This is a genomic window from Paraburkholderia sp. 31.1 (genome assembly GCF_014397645.1).
GTDB classification, from domain to species: domain Bacteria; phylum Pseudomonadota; class Gammaproteobacteria; order Burkholderiales; family Burkholderiaceae; genus Paraburkholderia; species Paraburkholderia tuberum.
On record NZ_VZQN01000004.1, the window covers coordinates 45152 to 61482 of the forward strand.

At 63.2% G+C, this 16331-nt stretch carries 17 protein-coding genes and 1 pseudogene; 4 read left to right on the forward strand and 14 right to left on the reverse strand.

Annotated features, from left to right (window positions below; translation table 11 throughout):
- Positions 1 to 5: 5 nt before the first annotated feature.
- The 5 genes from tssE to tssB all read right to left on the reverse strand — a co-directional run bounded on the left by tssE (position 6) and on the right by tssB (position 4031).
- Positions 6 to 509: a type VI secretion system baseplate subunit TssE gene (tssE, locus tag F6X37_RS03525; RefSeq protein ID WP_187610343.1), complete on the reverse strand. Its 504-nt coding sequence runs from the start codon at positions 507 to 509 to the stop codon at positions 6 to 8.
- Between the two features lie 13 nt (positions 510 to 522).
- Complete coding sequence (locus tag F6X37_RS03530; RefSeq protein WP_187610344.1) at positions 523 to 1335, reverse strand: type VI secretion system accessory protein TagJ; 813 nt, start codon at positions 1333 to 1335, stop codon at positions 523 to 525.
- Between the two features lie 57 nt (positions 1336 to 1392).
- Positions 1393 to 1896, reverse strand: coding sequence for an Hcp family type VI secretion system effector (locus F6X37_RS03535; protein ID WP_090804249.1), 504 nt, complete (start codon positions 1894 to 1896; stop codon positions 1393 to 1395).
- Between the two features lie 111 nt (positions 1897 to 2007).
- Positions 2008 to 3501 (reverse strand): type VI secretion system contractile sheath large subunit, encoded by a 1494-nt coding sequence (tssC, locus tag F6X37_RS03540; protein WP_187610345.1) that lies wholly within the window; start codon positions 3499 to 3501, stop codon positions 2008 to 2010.
- An 8-nt stretch (positions 3502 to 3509) separates the two neighbouring features.
- Positions 3510 to 4031, reverse strand: coding sequence for a type VI secretion system contractile sheath small subunit (gene tssB, locus F6X37_RS03545; protein WP_090804246.1), 522 nt, complete (start codon positions 4029 to 4031; stop codon positions 3510 to 3512).
- A 418-nt stretch (positions 4032 to 4449) separates the two neighbouring features.
- Here tssB and F6X37_RS03550 point away from each other — a divergent pair, with 418 nt between their 5' ends.
- Genes F6X37_RS03550 through F6X37_RS03560 form a run of 3 tightly spaced genes read left to right on the forward strand, consistent with a single transcriptional unit; the run spans position 4450 to position 7752 of the window.
- Positions 4450 to 5430, forward strand: a complete 981-nt coding sequence (locus tag F6X37_RS03550; RefSeq protein ID WP_187610346.1) for a hypothetical protein — start codon at positions 4450 to 4452, stop codon at positions 5428 to 5430.
- Positions 5427 to 6317: a DUF3365 domain-containing protein gene (locus F6X37_RS03555; RefSeq protein WP_187610347.1), complete on the forward strand. Its 891-nt coding sequence runs from the start codon at positions 5427 to 5429 to the stop codon at positions 6315 to 6317. Before F6X37_RS03550 ends, F6X37_RS03555 begins: the two co-directional genes overlap by 4 nt.
- 28 nt (positions 6318 to 6345) lie before the next feature.
- The gene (locus F6X37_RS03560) at positions 6346 to 7752 is read left to right on the forward strand and encodes a serine/threonine-protein kinase (RefSeq protein WP_187610348.1); all 1407 of its coding nucleotides are present in this window, start codon (positions 6346 to 6348) and stop codon (positions 7750 to 7752) included.
- Between the two features lie 29 nt (positions 7753 to 7781).
- On the opposite strand, the gene F6X37_RS03565 is transcribed toward F6X37_RS03560, so the two are convergent.
- The 6 genes from F6X37_RS03565 to F6X37_RS03590 form a co-directional block, all read right to left on the reverse strand.
- The gene (locus F6X37_RS03565) at positions 7782 to 8009 is read right to left on the reverse strand and encodes a hypothetical protein (RefSeq protein WP_187610349.1); all 228 of its coding nucleotides are present in this window, start codon (positions 8007 to 8009) and stop codon (positions 7782 to 7784) included.
- Positions 8006 to 8560: an RNA polymerase sigma factor gene (locus F6X37_RS03570; protein WP_090804233.1), complete on the reverse strand. Its 555-nt coding sequence runs from the start codon at positions 8558 to 8560 to the stop codon at positions 8006 to 8008. Before F6X37_RS03570 ends, F6X37_RS03565 begins: the two co-directional genes overlap by 4 nt.
- A gap of 523 nt (positions 8561 to 9083) precedes the next feature.
- Positions 9084 to 9968, reverse strand: coding sequence for an anti-sigma factor family protein (locus F6X37_RS03575; RefSeq protein WP_187610350.1), 885 nt, complete (start codon positions 9966 to 9968; stop codon positions 9084 to 9086).
- A 221-nt stretch (positions 9969 to 10189) separates the two neighbouring features.
- Positions 10190 to 11254, reverse strand: a complete 1065-nt coding sequence (locus F6X37_RS03580; RefSeq protein WP_187610436.1) for a catalase family peroxidase — start codon at positions 11252 to 11254, stop codon at positions 10190 to 10192.
- A complete protein-coding gene (locus F6X37_RS03585) occupies positions 11238 to 12170 on the reverse strand; it encodes an anti-sigma factor (protein ID WP_187610351.1) in 933 nt (310 codons plus the stop codon). Before F6X37_RS03585 ends, F6X37_RS03580 begins: the two co-directional genes overlap by 17 nt.
- On the reverse strand, positions 12170 to 12721 hold the full coding sequence (locus F6X37_RS03590) for an RNA polymerase sigma factor (protein ID WP_187610437.1): 552 nt from the start codon (positions 12719 to 12721) through the stop codon (positions 12170 to 12172). The genes F6X37_RS03585 and F6X37_RS03590 overlap by 1 nt, the downstream gene beginning before the upstream one ends.
- A 285-nt stretch (positions 12722 to 13006) precedes the next feature.
- Here F6X37_RS03590 and F6X37_RS03595 point away from each other — a divergent pair.
- Positions 13007 to 13156, forward strand: a pseudogene (locus F6X37_RS03595) (glutathione S-transferase family protein); the annotation flags it as partial.
- A gap of 99 nt (positions 13157 to 13255) precedes the next feature.
- Here the strand turns inward: F6X37_RS03595 and pqqD are convergent.
- From pqqD to F6X37_RS03610, 3 genes are all read right to left on the reverse strand, one after another.
- Entirely contained in the window at positions 13256 to 13537 is a 282-nt protein-coding gene (gene pqqD / locus F6X37_RS03600) for a pyrroloquinoline quinone biosynthesis peptide chaperone PqqD (protein ID WP_187610352.1), read from the reverse strand.
- A gap of 161 nt (positions 13538 to 13698) precedes the next feature.
- On the reverse strand, positions 13699 to 13773 hold the full coding sequence (pqqA, locus tag F6X37_RS37870; protein WP_090805708.1) for a pyrroloquinoline quinone precursor peptide PqqA: 75 nt from the start codon (positions 13771 to 13773) through the stop codon (positions 13699 to 13701).
- Positions 13774 to 14074: 301 nt separating this feature from the next.
- The gene (locus F6X37_RS03610) at positions 14075 to 16060 is read right to left on the reverse strand and encodes a sigma-54-dependent Fis family transcriptional regulator (RefSeq protein ID WP_187610353.1); all 1986 of its coding nucleotides are present in this window, start codon (positions 16058 to 16060) and stop codon (positions 14075 to 14077) included.
- Between the last annotated feature and the right edge of the window lie 271 nt (positions 16061 to 16331).

Sequence of the window (16331 nt, forward strand, 5' to 3'; positions counted from 1 at the left end):
GACGATCAGCCGAAGCGTTGCGACACGTGAAACTCGCCGGTCTCGAGATCGACGTCGGTGCGAAGATAGAGAGAAAGCGGCATCGGGTTCGCCCACATGTCGGCTTCGATCAGGAAACGCAGCGAACGGCTGCCCATGCGCGCTTCGTCGACCTCGACGCTCACCTGAACAGTGCTGGCGATCAGACGTGGTTCGAAGTCGAGCAGCGCCGAACGGATCCGGTTCTGCAACAGCTCGGCATCGATACCCGACAACGCCGCACCCGCAAGATCGGGGATACCGAAATTCAGTACGGAATTACCCACCTGCGCGAATCCGGTCAGCTCGTCGCTGCTCCAGTGCCGCGTGCAGTTGAGCAGCCACGCGATATCGCGTGTCACGTATTCGCGCAAACGCGCGGCCGCAATGACGCGCTGCTCCCGGCTCTCCTCGCGCTGCGCAGGATCGAAATCGGTGAGACGATCGAGCAGCGACGGCTGCAGACGCTCCTGGGGCATCAGTTCTGCCATGACGTGCGCCCCCTCAAGCTGTTTCGAACGTGATCGAGCGCACGTCGAGCAAAGGATATTCGTCGACGTCGGTGATCAGCATGCGCTGACCAACGCCGATGAAACAGCCGTCGCCGAGATCGGTCCACGCCGTACGCTTTGCCAGCGCGAGCGCGACGTCTTCACCTCGCTCGCTGCCGCAATAGCGGCAAGGCACGAAGCCGATCGCCTCATCACCGCTCTTCCAGGTGATTCGCACCGGCGCCCAGATCTTGTCGCGCAGATCAGTGGGCGCATCGAAAGACAGCGCAGCGACGCGCGAGAACGGCACCCACGCATAGCTGTCCTTCAGGATCACTTCGAGGCACGGCCCGAAACGCGGGTCTGCGTCGGCGATCCATTTGAACGGCACGCCGTCGATGCTGCCGCGCACCGTTTCCGCTTCGTCGAAGGCTCGCGCGCGCAATGCGAGCGCTTCGGCGATCCGTCCGCCGCACAGTTGTTGCAGCGACTGCAACAGCAAGCGCTCCCATTCCGACCGCTCGCCGACCGTCGCCGGGTTACGCAGGGCGGCCAGCACGGCTTCGCGTTCGCGTTCGCCGACCAGTGCCGCGCGGTAGGCGGCGACCATCAACGCGTTTTGTCGTTCCAGGTCGCCTGCCACGGTCAACTGGGTTCCGGCACGCTCCCAGTCACCCCGCAACGCAAGCAACTGAAACAGAAACACGCGCAGCGTCGCGTCCGCCGGCGAGTTTTTCACTTTCGCGGCCAACGCTTGCAACGCGTCGTTCAAGTGACCGTCCGCGAGCAGCTTTTCAGGTTTGACATCGACTGAAGAAAGTGTCACTGGATGTGCTCCATTCAATGAAAGAAAGCGGGCGAACAGACCGGTATCGCCGCCTGCTTACTGCTTGGTGACCTGCTGGATATCGAATGTGAAATCCTTGGTGCCGCCGTTTGCCTTGCCTTCATCGTCCTGCGGCTGGAACGAGTACTTGAACTTCCCGAAATGCAACGTGATGTTCTCGGTGAGTCGTTCGTCGCCACCGCTGCCGCCCGTGGATACCGACGTGACCAGCACCCCTTCGCTCAGCTCGATGGTCAGGAAGTCGGTCTGCTGACCCGTTGCGTTGGTGACGTACAGATAGGCGTTGTCGACGCGCGCGCCCGTGCAGCAAGCGTTTAGCAACGCGTTCGAGCAACTGTCGATGTACTTCGTGACGGTGATGTCCTGAATGTTGGCCTTGCCGCCCGATGCATAGCCCGCACCCGTGTGCAGATTGCCGGTATTGCTGGCGCCCCACGACCACGCGATGATCGGAACCTGGTTCTTGTGCTTCGAGTGATTGGAAGCGCCCTGGATCGTGACCGCTCCGGAGCCGAATTTCAGGTGCATGTCGAATGCCATAGTGACCTCTATTTGTGAGCCAAAGAGTGCGCTCGCCGTAGCGACGAACGATCAGGACCGGAACGCTGCCGCTCCGGACGATTACCTGCAAGGTGAGATGCAGCGGAAGCTTCAGGCCGCCTGCGCGGAAGGCAGTCGCGATACGAGCCGCAGCGATACGGTGAGTCCTTCGAGCTGGTAGTGCGGCTTCAGGAAGAACTTCGACGTGTAGTAGCCGGGATTGCCTTCGACGTCCTCGACGACGACTTGCGCGGCAGCGAGCGGCTTGCGGGCTTTGGTTTCCTCGCTGGAATTCACCGGATCGCCATCGACATAATTCATGACCCAGTTCGACAGCCAGCTCTCCATCTGCTCGCGCGTGCTGAATGAGCCGATCTTGTCGCGCACGATGCATTTGAGGTAGTGCGCGAAACGGCAGCACGCGAACATGTATGGCAAACGTGCCGACAGATTCGAATTCGCCGTGGCGGCCGGATCGTCGTACTCTTCCGGCTTCGCGACCGATTGCGCGCCGATGAATGCCGCGATGTCCGAATTCTTGCGATGCACGAGCGGCATCAACCCCATCTTGTCGAGTTCGGCCGAGCGCCGATCGGTGATCGCGATCTCGGTCGGGCACTTCATGTCGACGCCACCGTCGTCGCTCGGGAAGGTATGCACCGGCAGACTGTCGACCGCTCCTCCCGACTCGACGCCGCGAATCCGCGTGCACCATCCGTAGTACTTGAACGAACGGTTGATGTTCACCGCCATCGCATACGCAGCGTTCTGCCATGTGTACTTCGATGAATCCGCGCCTTCGGTGTCTTCTTCGAAGTCGAACCCGTCGACTGGGTCGGTCTTCGCGCCGTACGGCAGGCGTGCAAGCGTGCGCGGCATCGTCAGCGCGAGATAGCGGGCGTCGTCCATTTCGCGAAGCGAACGCCAGCCCGCGTAGTCCGGCGTCGTGAAGATCATCGACAGATCGCGCGGATTGGCCAGCTCGTTCCAGCCTTCCATGCCGAGCAACGTCGAATCCGCCGCCGAGATGAACGGCGCATGCGCGGCGGCGGCGACCTGCGAAATGCCGCGTAGCAGTTCGACGTCCTGGGGACCGTGATCGAAGTAGTAATCGCCGATGAGGCAGCCATACGGTTCGCCGCCCAGCTGACCATATTCTTCTTCATAGATGCGCTTGAACACAGGGCTCTGGTCCCATGCAACGCCCTTGAAGCGCTTGAGATTTTTTGCGAGCTCCTTCTTCGATATGTTCAGCACCCGGATCTTCAGCATCGGATCCGTTTCGGTGTTGGTAACGAGATGGTGCAGCCCTCGCCACGCGCCTTCCAGCTTCTGAAAGTCCGCGTGGTGCATGATCTGGTTCAACTGCTCGCTGAGCTTGCGGTCGATCTCGGCGACATACGCGTTGATGGTTTGCGTCACGTCATCCGAAACGATGTGCGAATCCTGCAGCACCTGTGCAGCGAGCGTGCGCACGGCCGATTCGACTTCCTGCTTCGCGCGCTCGTTCTTCGGCTTGAACTCCCTGTTGAGCAGCGCGGCGAAATCATCGGCGCCGCTCAATGAGTCCTCGACGCCTTGCTCGATCTGATTCTGGCTTTCCATGATCGCGCTCACTCCTGTGCGGGTTCGGTGTCGGCGGCTTTCGGCGCCGCGCCCAGCGATTGCAGCAAGGCGGGATCCTTGATCGCCTGCGCGATCAGCTTCTCCGCGCCCGACTTGCCATCGAGATAAGTGCCGAGGTTGGCGAGCTGCGTGCGCGCCTCGAGCAGCTTCGCGAGCGAGTCGACCTTGCGCGCCACTTCGGCGGGCGAAAAATCGTCCATGCCTTCGAAGGTGATATCGACCGCCAGATTGCCTTCGCCCGTCAGCGTGTTGGGCACGCTGAAGTTCACCCGCGGCCTCATCGACTGCATGCGGCTGTCGAAGTTATCGACGTCCACTTCCACCGCCTTGCGCGCTTCGAGCGGCGGAAGATCGCCGGCATTGGCGCCTGACAGATCCGACATCACACCCATCACGAACGGGATCTGCACTTTTTTCTGCGCGCCGTACAGCTCCACGTCGTACTCGATCTGTACGCGTGGCGCGCGATTGCGCGCGATGAATTTCTGACTGCTCTGTCTCGTTGCCATGCGCTGGTTTCCTCTGGTATCCGTAGGGTTTCGTGAATCCGGCGATGCGTCTCACGAGCCTGCACTCGACTTGCAGCGTTGCAGACGCGTCGTCCATGCACCCAGAACAGCGCAGCATCGCGATCTATTCCACGTCTGTCGAAGCTGTTGCGTTCATGTTCCAGCTCGCACTCGCCGCCGTCTGCGCAAATTAGAACAGCCCAGCCGGGCAGATATTCCGTTCGGTCGTGGGCTGCATCTTTTTGTGCGTGCGTCACGCAGAGACAGGCTCACCATATGGGACGCGCGAAGGCGAGTTTGTGATCATCGAAACCCTGGAATAAACCCGCGAGCCGGCTGTTCTGTTGATACTCGCGCGATATAACGCGCCGTCTTCACCGCGCTTCGCCAATTGAAACGCTCAACCAGGCTCATCCGGATGATCTTCGGACTTTTCAAGCGGTCTGTACCGTTCGCCTTGCTACTGCTCGCACCCTATGCCAATGCGGCGTGGACGCTCGTGCAGGCCGATGCGCCCGTCACCGTCATTCATGAGACGGGGCGTTATCAGGCAGATGTCGGGCAGCGCTTTGCGCTTGACGATATGGTCGAAACGCCGACGAGCGCAGGCGTGCAGATCCAGGACGACGCGGGCAATAGCGTCGCGCTGGGTCATGGCACTCGCGTGATGCTGATGCGCGACGGGCATATCGCGGTGCTCGGCGGCTGGCTGAAGGTGCTGCACGCGTGCGACGCAAACACGGCGAATTGCGCCGCGCCTGTGATCGAAACCGCGCGCACGCGATTCACGCCCGCGGACAATGCCGTGCTGGTCATCGCGGCAACGGCAACGAATTATCGGAGTGACAATGAGCGGAACGCCAACGTCCAGGACACCGACGCAGTGTTCTGTGAGAGCGGCGCGGCCAGCATTCTCGGCATCGGCGCTTCGCACGGCAATGTTGCGCCGCTCAAGCTCGATGCGCCTCGCTTCGCCATGCATCCCGCGGCGAGCGACACGATTGCCGCGACAGCAGGCCCTGATCCTGCTTTCGTCGCCGCGATGCCCGTTACATTCCGCGACGCGTTGCGTGTGCTGCCGATGCCGGCCCATCCACGCAACGAGCCGCCGGGCAGCATCCGACCGGTCGCTTACGACGACGTATCGGACTGGCTCGACAGCGAACTCGCGGCGCGCAGGGGTCCATCGACGCGCTTCACTTCGCGCTTTCGGGCGCGCCTGACCGATCCCGCGTTTCGCCGCGCAGTCGTGCAGCGCATTCGCGATTTGCCGGACTGGCGTGCGCTGGTCTTTCCGCCGCCAGCGCGTGCCGTGATACGGAGCCCCGCAATCCCGACCGGTTCCGTCTACGGTTCCGCTTACCGTTCCGCTTACCCATCCGCTCCGGTTCGCCCATGAAGCTGTCACTCGCCATCAAGTTCAATCTCGTGTTCATCGCGATCTTCGCGATCGGACTGACCGCCATCGGATTCGTCGCGGATCGTGTGTTGCAACAGCAGGCGCTCGACGAAACCCGTCACGATGCGGACGTCCTTCTGAACGCCGCCAGCGCGATGCAGAACTACACGGCGCAACACATCACGCCGCTGCTCGCGACGCAGATCAAATATTCGTTCGTGCCCGAGTCGGTGCCGGCGTACTCGGCGATCGAAATGCTGAACTCGTTGCAGAGCGCGTTTCCGAACTTCTCGTACAAGTCGGCGATGCTCAATCCGACCAACCCGCGCGACCGGCCAAGCGACTGGGAAAGCGAAGTGATCACCCATCTGCACGACCATCCGGAATTGAAACAGGCCACCGGACAGCGTCATACGCCGGGCGGCGAGCAGTTGCTGTTTCTCGCCCATCCGAGCCGCATTACCGACGCCGCGTGCATGCAATGTCACAGCACGCCGTCCGCGGCGCCGCGCACGATGATCGACAAGTACGGGCCGGCCAATGGTTTCGGCTGGACCATGAACGACGTGATCGGCGCAGAGTTCGTGTCGGTGCCGATGTCGGAGTCTATCGCGCGCGGCCGTGCGGTATGGCGCAGCCTGATGGTCTCACTGACCGCTGTATTCGCGGTGGTGCTCGTCGTGCTGAACGCGATGGTGCACTTCCTCGTCACGCGGCGTTTGCAGATGTTGTCGCGCGCCGCGGACGAAGTGAGTCTCGGCAAACTCGGCGACGTCGAACTGCCGGCCGGCGGCAGCGATGAAATAGCGTCGCTCGCGGTGTCGTTCGGACGGATGCGCACGAGCCTCGTCGCAGCGTTCGAGATGATCGAAGAGCGCCACGAGTAAGCGTGCCGCACACATCGTGGACGACTCCATGACTTCCCAAACCGGCGCGACTCCGCGACAGATCGGCCGCTATCGGATCGAACGGGTGCTCGGTCGCGGCGCGATGGGCACGGTCTATCTCGCGACCGATCCGCATATCCAGCGCGAGGTGGCGCTAAAAACGATTCGCACCCCGTCACTGAACGACGGAAAAGGCACGGCGGAGCCATCCGGTGCGGAGCTGACCGCACGCTTTCTCAACGAAGCGCGCGCTGCCGGCCGTCTCGTGCATCCGCACATCGTCGGCGTGTTCGACTATGGCGAGGCGCAAGGCGTCGCGTTCATCGCGCTCGAATACGTACGCGGCGAGAACCTCGCGCAACGGCTCGCGCAGCACGCCCGCGATGGCAGCATGATGCCTTTGCTCGATGCGCTCACGTGGTTCGCGCAACTGCTCGACGCACTCGCTTATGCGCACGAACTCGGCGTGATCCATCGCGACATCAAACCCGCGAACCTGCTGATCGCGCCGCGCGGCGAATGCAAGGTGACCGACTTCGGCATCGCACAGCTCGATACAGGACGCCTGACGCAGGCCGGCATGATGATCGGCACGCCAAGCTACATGTCGCCGGAGCAGTATGCAGGCGCGGAGATCGACGCACGCAGCGACCTGTTTTCCGCCGGCGTCGTTCTGTACGAGATGCTGAGCGGGCAATGCCCGTTTAGCGGCGCGCCAGCCGCCGTGATGCATCAGGTGATGAACGAGATGCCGCCGCCCCCATCGACGCATGTCACAAGCCTGCCCGCCGAACTCGATGCCATGGTGCTGAAGGCGCTCGCCAAACGGCCAGACGACCGCTATGCGTCCGCGCAAAGCTGGCGCAACGCCTTGTCGACGCTGCACGACTCATTCATGGCGCGGCTCGATCCCGACCATACCGTCGTGCGCGCGCAGCCGTTCCGCCAGACGCTTGCGCCACCGGCGGGGGCTGCCAGACCAGACTGGCCACCCGAGTTTCTGGCCCAGCTGGAGCAACGGCTCGCCAGCCACGTCGGCCCCATTGCCTCGCTGCTCGTGCGGCGCGCCGCGTCGCACGCGACCGACTCGCAAACACTGGCGGCTCAGCTTGCGCGCCATTTGTCCAACGACTCGGCTCGTCGTGAGTTCGATACGCTGCTCAAGCAGCACGTGATCGCTTCGGGCGATGACTCGAAGCGCAGCACGCTGCCCATCGAATCGACATCCGCGGCGTGCATGCCGCTCGATGCCGAGCACGTCGAGGCCGCTGCGCGGCGGCTCGCATCGCACGTCGGACCGTTCGCACACGTGATCGCCGAGCGGGCCGCGCGTGGCGCGGACGCAGCGACCTTCCGTGCGCGACTGGCCGACGCGCTGCCGGCGTCGGTGGATCGCGAGGCTTTTTTGCGTGCCTTCGACGACCCGCCACCCTGAGTCTCCCGGCTCGCGCCGCCGATCGATCGTCAGGCGGCCGCGATCAGGCGATCGATCCGTAACCGCAGCGCTACGGGCAATGCGGGCAAGCTTTGCCGGCCAACGATCTCAGTGTATGAAAACTTCGATGCCATCAGCCATATCACGCGCTTCGCAATATCGACGGACTCGTGCATCGCTCGCTCTATGTCGGCCACGCGCGCGTGAGGCAACGTACGATCGACATAAGCAAGCAGGTCGGCGTCGTCGATCGTCATCGCCCGACTTCGACCCGAGGCGGAGCCGAACGTGCGGCCGGTCCCGCGCCGCTGTCGAAGCGCGCGCCAATGCTTTGCCGCGCGCGCGACAGGCGGCTCATGATCGTGCCGATCGGAACATCGAGCACCTGCGCGGCTTCGGCGTAACTCAATCCTTCGAACGCGACGAGCAGCATCACCACGCGCTGAGCCTCGGGCAAGCGCCCGACGGCGGCGATGATCTCACGGCTCAGCAGCACATCTTCGGGGGAACGCGCGGCAGGATCGGAGACGGCTAGCAATGCGTCATCCCACTCGACACTCGCCCGGCCTCGTACGCTGCGTGCCCGCAATTCGTTGAGCCACGTGGAATGGATGATCGAGAACATCCAGCTGAGCGGTGCCGTGCCGGGCTGCAGTTGATGCGCCCGTTCGAGTCCGCGTACGCACGAACGTTGCAGCAGGTCTTCGGCGTCGTGCTGATTGCCGGACAGGCGCAACGAGAAAGCCCACAATCTGGGCAGCATTCCGGGTAAAAGGTCCGGCAAACTCTCAACGACAGTGGTGGACATGGTTGAGTGGCCAATTTCGAGTAGAGCCCTTGAACGACGGCTCGACGTGCCGCTTGAGGGTCACGTCGAACCAGGCCCTAACATCGATCACATCAGGAACAAGGCCAGACAGAATTTCTCTGGACCGGTTGATTGGTCTCTTCGCCGAGCAGAGGTTTGGCGGATCTGACGCCACCTCTTTATCTCGGACCGTTGCATGGAGTTCGTCAACGGCTTAAACGCGGATGCTTGCAGAATTGCCAAAGGCAGCGCCGCTCCATTTCGATTTTGACCGAACGCGTGCGCAGGGCATCTTTATCCAAAAACCACTGTTGCGACCAATCGTTTGTGGCTATGACCTCGATTACGAATCGCGGCTCACGGGTCGCCGTTTACTGAATAGAGCGAAACAACGACCAGCGAGGTCATCGTTTCGTTTCACTACGACTCTCCTGTCATACCCCGTCACGCAAAAAACCGGCAGAACTTGACTCCGGACGCCGTCACGCGGAATGGCCCGCACTGCGATCAGATCGCGCCGCGCTCATGTACGCGCATCCCTCGGCTTCGCATCGGGCGCATCGTTAAGCGCGAACAACGCGTCCACGCTGCTGTTCGAGATCCGCTGTGCGATCGACTGCAGATCGGTTGAGTCCGGTTTGCCGATCAGCGCATAGGCAAGATCGTTCTGCCGCCACGATACGACGGTCATGCCGTTCAACTGCTGTTGCGCGATCGCCTGGTCCGGTCGCGCGTCCTTCATCACACACAGCGCAACCGGCGCGCCGTGGTCGGGCAGATAGACGATCTGGACCAGCGGCTTGTCGTTGAAGCGCAGGCGCGCGACTGCCTTGAACGACAGCCCCGCCTCCCGCAAATCCGGCACCCGCAATGCAATGCCGTCGACGTACCGGATCGCCGTGACGGTCTTCGCCGACGCGCCGAGGTCGGGCGTGATGTCGGCAACGGTATCGCGTGTATAGAGCCGTTGATAGCCCACCGCTGCATGGATCCACGACGTCGCGTCGTTCGACGCGACAATTGCGCCGCCACTGCCGGGCACGCCCAGCCATGCAGGTCCGAGCCGCATCGCGAGGCCCGCGCAAAACGCGCCGGCGACAAATGCCGCGGCAAGCCACAGCCGCGCCTGCGGCTTTCTTGCGGGTATCGGCTGATGGGATGCGTGATTCGATTCGTCGCGCCGTGCGGCGCTCGCCATTGCTTCGATACGGCGCTGCAATTCGCCCGGTAAAGGCGGTAGCTTCTGCGTTGCAAACGCCTCGCGATAAGGGAGCTGCGACGCGCGCAGCAAATCGACGCTCTCCTGCAACTCAGGCGAAACGGCGAGTTCCTTTTCGATCGATGCCGCCTCGGACGGGTCAAGTTCGCCATCGACATACGCGATCAATTTACTGTCGTCGGGTCTCATAGGACGATAGGCTTAAAGGAGGTTGAGCGCGATCAGCATTCGCCTGCAAGGCGCAGGGCGGGCACCGCCCGTTCGTCATCAAATTCTATGATAACCGTAGTTGCGCGTTGTTCGCAGGTCGTACGCAGCGCGCGGATGAAGCGTGGATCACTGGCCAGGACTTGCTATTGCCAACCGTTTTCTCAGGCGTCGCTCCCGACACCTCGCGGTAGAGACGACATTCAATGACCGTTCGATCCGGCAACGGCCTCCTCCCGAGTTCGGCGATTGAACGATACGCTATACGTCGACGACCGCGCGGCCAGCAACGGATCGGCGGATGGCGCGATGCCATCGGGCAGGATGGTCGGATTGAACGTGATGTCGCGACAGGGACCATCGATCTGCGTCTGCGCGCGATCGATGACGATCGTGCCCACGTCGACCCGCTCGCGTTGCGGTGAGTCGATCCATTGCCGCGTCGAGTCGTCGATCGGATCGCCGGGCATCGCGACGTTCAGCACCAGATGCCAGCGCAATGGCCCCTTCGCGAGTTGCGTCATCAGAGCGTGCGACAGAAAATCTGGATCGCTTTGCGCGCGTGCTTCGACAGGTCGCCAGGGACTGTCCGGCACCACCTCCCAACGCACGAAACGCTGCACGCCCTGCGCATCCGTAGTCTGGAACGAACTGATACCGAAATAGGCCGCGTTATCGAAGCGGGACGATGGCGGGTGCAAGCGGACCCATTCGAGAAACGCGCGGGCCTCAGGATGGCCGTCGAGAAACGCCTGCATTTTTGCGGGGTTCGCCTGACCGGTGTGCGGATCCAGCGCTTCCGCCTGAAGCTGTTCGAATAGCGCCTGCGGCGTGCGCACCGCGAAAATCGGCGTCGAATTCATCGCGAGACGCCATTGCTCGCCGTGCGGCAGCGCGATCAGCAACGCGAAGCTGCGCACCAGGGCTTCGCCGTCGTCTTGTTGCGGATTGCCGCCGGGCCTCGACAGTCGCCCGACGACGGCGTAGCTGCCGCGTTCGAACACGCTTGCGCGCGATACCGACGCGCCGTTGCCGTTGCTGTCGAAGTGTCCGGTGATGCAGATGCCCTTCGCGTGGTTGCGCCGGAAGCCCGGGTGCGGCGTCGTCGTCGCTTCGAATGCATCGACGATCCGCTGCGAAGTCAGGCGCGGCGGGAACCATCCGGCGCACCAGACGAACAGCGCCAGCAGTAACATAGGCGCCGCGAAAACCGCGAGCCAGCGCAGCAGCAAGCCATGGCCTCGCTGGTGATCAGCCCGACCGGGCATCGTCATGCGCGTCCGTGCGGCCGATGGTGGTCGACACCTCGCCGCCGTAAAGGCGTTTGCCGAGTGCTTCGAGATCGACGCCGCCGTGCTCGCCGATCAGCGCATAACCGAGTTGGCCGCGCCGCCACGCCACTACGTCCATGCCGCCGACGCGATCGCGCGCGGGCGCCGCGTCGGCCTTCGCTTCTTTCAGCACGCATAACGCGACGGGGCCGCCATGCTCCGGCAGGTAGACGATCTGCACGAGCGGTTTGCCACGAAATCTCAGGCGCTGCACGCGCTTGAACGAGAGCCCTTGACTGCGCAGGTCGGGAATCTGCAACGCCAGATTGTCGTATTGACGAATATTGGCGGCGGTGACGGCGGTCGCGCGCATGTCGGGTTGCAACGAGGCGACGGTGTCGCGTGTGTAAAGCTGCTGATAGCCGGCCGCCGCAGCGATCCACGGCGACACGCCCGGATCATTCGATGCCGTCGTGATGGCGCCGCCACCGGTCAATTGCGGCAACAGACGGAACGCGATGCCGCAGGAGAACACGCCCGCGACGAACGCCACCGCCAGCCACGGCAATGATGCGCGCGGCTTCAGCCGATGCACATTGCCACCGGACGGGATCGATGACTCACCGCTGGTCGCGGTATCGATTGCGTCGGCGGCATTGACCGCGCTTTGTGCGGACGAACCTGCGAGGTGCAGTCGAATCAATTCGTCGACGTTGCGGCGCAATGTCTCTGGCACCGGCGGCAACGCCTGCTGGCTGAATGCTTCCGCGTACGGCAATTGCGAGGCCCGCAGTATCGACAGGCGCGACGCCACGTCGTCCGACTTGCCGATCGCGCTCTCGACATGTGCGCATTCGTCCGGCGGTAATTCTCCGTCGACGTACGCTAACAGGGTGGTGTCGTCGATCGTCATCACACTTCTCGCTCGCTGCTGGATGAGCGCGCCGCCGTGGTTTCACGATTGCCGAATTGCGCCCCAATGGTCTGCCGCGCGCGGGACAGGCGACTCATGATCGTGCCGATCGGCACGCCGAGCGCCTCGGCGGCCTCGGCGTAACTCAGGCCCTCGACGGCCACGAGCAGCATGACGATCCGTTGTGCCTCGGGCAGACGGTTGACGGCCGCGATGATCTCGCCATTCAGCAGGTTCTCTTCCGGCGTGCGCGCATCGGGATCAGCAACGGTCTGCAGAAAATCGTCGTCCCATTCCATGCTCGAGCGGTTGCGCACGTTGCGCGCTCTCAGCTCGTTGATCCAGGTGGAATGAACGATCGAAAACATCCAGCTCAGAGGAGAAGTGCCTGGCTGCAATTGATGGGCGCGTTCGAGTCCGCGGACACAGGCCCGCTGGACGAGATCCTCGGCGTCGTGCTGGTTGCCGCACAGGCGCAGCGAGAACGCCCATAATCGCGGCAGCATTCCCGGCAGTTGACTGGGCAGACTCTCAACCTCTGCTGTTGGCATGATTGACTGGCTAATGGCGGATTGATGGCGGCCGGGCGTGGCGGCCAACGACTGGCCAATTCCGGCTGGTTTCCCCAAGCCGTATTGTGCAACGTTCGCAAAATGTTTGCCGACGCGCGGCAATCGGCTCGCAAACATCATCCGCGGGCAATGAGCGTCAGATCGGCGAAGCACGCGCGCCGTCTTTGACGGTTGCGTCGGCATTCGACGCGCCTTCCTCCGCTTACTTCATGATCCATGGTCGCCGGTGTCCTCACCGGCGCCAATGTGTTGTGGAAATTGCCATACGTCAGCCTGGCTTGCCCTTGGGCACATCGTGCGTTGATCGGGCGGGCGCTCAGGGGCTTGAACGAGATGGTCAGTATGTCGGTGGTCCACTGGCTGATGCTCGAGCACGGATGGACCTTCGCTGAGGGGCCCGGTACCGTGCCCGAAGCGCGTACGAGGAAGCAGTCGAGCCGCTATTCGAGACGCTGGCGTGGCACGAGGAGCCGCCACACACGCACTGAAGGACCGGGATGGTCGTGGGCCATCTCAGGATAGCCAGCCGCGCAGCCGCGCGTGATCGAGAAAGCGATAGACGTCGGGTGCAAGTTCGGACGTGCCGAAAAGCCGTTCGAGTTCGCCGATGATGTCGTCGAGCTCGTGTTCTCCGTCGCAACGCGCGAGGATCGCGCCGGCGCTAGTGTTGAGCTTCACCATCCCTTCGGGATAGAGCAGCACGTAGGCGTCCTGCGCCGCTTCCCACTGCAGGCGGAAGATGCTCCGCAGGCGGGGGCGCAGCGGCACGCCGCTATCCGCGTCACGCGTGTTCATAGGGGCCAGGCCTTTTCGACCGCATCGAGGATCGACCAGAGAATTATCGAGTTTGAACCGCAGGATATCGAGCGCGCGCTGCTGCGCCTCGGGCGTGCCCGGCGTGGCGAGCGCCGCCCGCGGCGCCACTACGGCACTGCGGGCGGCACGCCGCAGCCCGCTCAGCGATTGGCGATATACATCGTGACTTCAAAGCCGAAACGCACCTCGGCGTACGACGGAGTGATCCATTGCATGGCATGTCTCCTTGTTTGCGATGGGACGGAAGAACCGCACTCGATGCGCGGCCGTTCCCTTCAAAGCAAAGGACATGCCGATGTCGCCACGCGAGGCTCGTTTGGCTCGCGCACAAGCCTTCGCCTGGGTATGGGCATCGACATCGTCAATTCGCTGACGTAAGCGGGACGAACGCGTCGCCATACGACGCGTTCGGGAGATGGCAGTGTTGATTTTTGGAGCACCACTGCTGCGGGACGCAACAACGGTGTGACATTACGTGGGCGAAACAGAAGTGCTGATGAAAGCGGCGCGGTGGGTTCAGAAGTCGTCCACCTCACGATCCGGCTCGACCGCGGGCATCTTGCGATAGATCGTGTTGCGCGACACGCCGAGCTCGCGCGCGGCCGCCGAAACGTTGCCGCCATGCCGCGCGAGGGCGGCGGCAATCACCGACACGGTCACGTCCTGCAGGCGCGCGCACTCCGGCGCGAACGCATTGCCCGAGCCCGGCGTATCCGCCGCGCCGCTCGACGAAACGCCGCAGCGCAGATCATCGAAGAAGTCATCGGGCAAATGCTCGCGCCGGATCTCGCCGTCCGCATCGACCATGGCCGCCGCGGTGCGCAGCAGGTTGCCAAGCTGCCTGAAGTTGCCCGGCCATGGACAGCGCTCGAACATCGCCATGACATCGGGTGCGACGTGAAGCGGCCGTCCGCTCGCGCTGGCGATCGATTCGCGCAGCAACATCTTCTGGATCACGACCGCGAGGTCGGTACGGTCGCGCAGCCGCGGCAGACGCACCACGAGGCCATTGAGCCGGTAGTAGAGATCCTCGCGGAAGCGGTTTTGCGCGATCATCTCGCGCAAGTCCCGGTGCGTCGCGCAGATGATCGCGACGTCCACCGCAATGCTCCTCGTCGAGCCGAGCGGGTTGACGACGCGTTCCTGCAGCACGCGCAGCAGCCGCACTTGCAGCGAGTACGGCATGTCGCCGATCTCGTCGAGAAACAGCGTGCCGCCGTTTGCCTGCAGCAGCTTGCCGATCGCGCCTTTGCGCCGCGCCCCGGTGAATGCGCCCTCCTCGTAGCCGAACAGCTCGGATTCGATCAGCGTCTCGGGAATCGAAGCACAGTTGAGCGCCACGAACGGCCCGGCGCAGCGCGGCGAATCGTTGTGGATCGCCTGCGCGAGCAGTTCCTTGCCCGTGCCGGTCTCCCCATTGATCAGGATCGGAATGTCCTTGCCGATCACCCTCCTGACCTTCGCAATGACCGCGGCGACCTGCGGGTCACCCGTGTCGAGATAGCTCAGACGCGAGAGTCCGGCGGCCGCCTGCGGCGGCTCCTCGCGCCCCACCGCGCGGGCGCCGTCGTGCACGGCGACCGGGCGGCTGCCCTCGGCCAGCGACGCCCGCCTGAACTGCACGCGCGCGCAGACGACCGCGCCGCTGCTCAGGTTGAGCATCAGGTGCGGGTCGAGGCTCACGCGCGCGCGATCGATCAGTTGCGCGCTCGTGGTCTGGAACAGCGACGACAGCGTATATGCGCGCAGCCCGGCGAGCGACATGCCGAGCTGGAACTGGGCGCTCCGGTTGGCCGACAGAAAGCGTCCGTCGCTCGTGAACGCCACGATGCCTTCCATCAGCGTGCCCAGAAACTCCGGACGACTATGGAAGGACACTTGCAGCGTTTCGTGAAAGGTGGTCGTAAAGAGATGATTCTCGATCATCTGCACCGACATTTTGGCGAGCGCCATCGTGTGCTGATGGTAGCTGCGGTAGTCGCCCGTCACGTCGAGCACCCCGATCGCGTCGCCATACGGATCGAGAATCGGCACGCTCGAGCAGGTCAGGAAGCGGTTTGCCGCCAGGTAGTGCTGGTCGCCGTGCACGACCATCGCGCAGCGCTCGGCCAGCGCCGTACCGATCGCATTGGTGCCCTGGCGGTCCTCGGCCCAGTTCGCGCCGGGCCGCAGCGCGACTTTCTCCGCGCGCGCGAGGAAGTCGTCGTCGCCGATCGAATGCAGGATCAGCCCTTCGGCATTGGTCAGCACGATCATGCTTTGCGTGTCGGCGATCTGCTCGTGCAGCGACTCCATCACCGGCGTCGCATGCGCGCACAACACCCGGTTCTGCTCGCGTTTGAGCACGAGACCCGGGTTCGAAAGAACCTCGTATTCCGGCCGCGCCGACGCGCACAGACCAAATGTTTCGGAGCGTTCGTGCGCTTTCTGAATTGCCGGCACGGGAAAGTCGTTGGACCGTACGGCAGTCTGAGCCACGGCCCGGTGAACGTCATCGCGCATTGTCTCCCTCCTGGAAAGCCTGGTACCTTGCCGGACTTTTCTCCGTCCTCTTAAGCAAGCTCCGGGCCATCCATTTCAGCGACAGCTTCGCCCGCGATCCTGGCGTCGCGCTCGACCCGAGCGATGCGCGCCGGCGCTGCAACTGTCCTGTTTCTCAACACTCCATCGCCCGGCGTTGTACCGGGATGCAACACATGGAGCGCTCTACGCGCGATATGTGCCGCCGCACGTTTCAGGCGTGCCGCCCTTTCGGACTCGCCCACAAAAATGG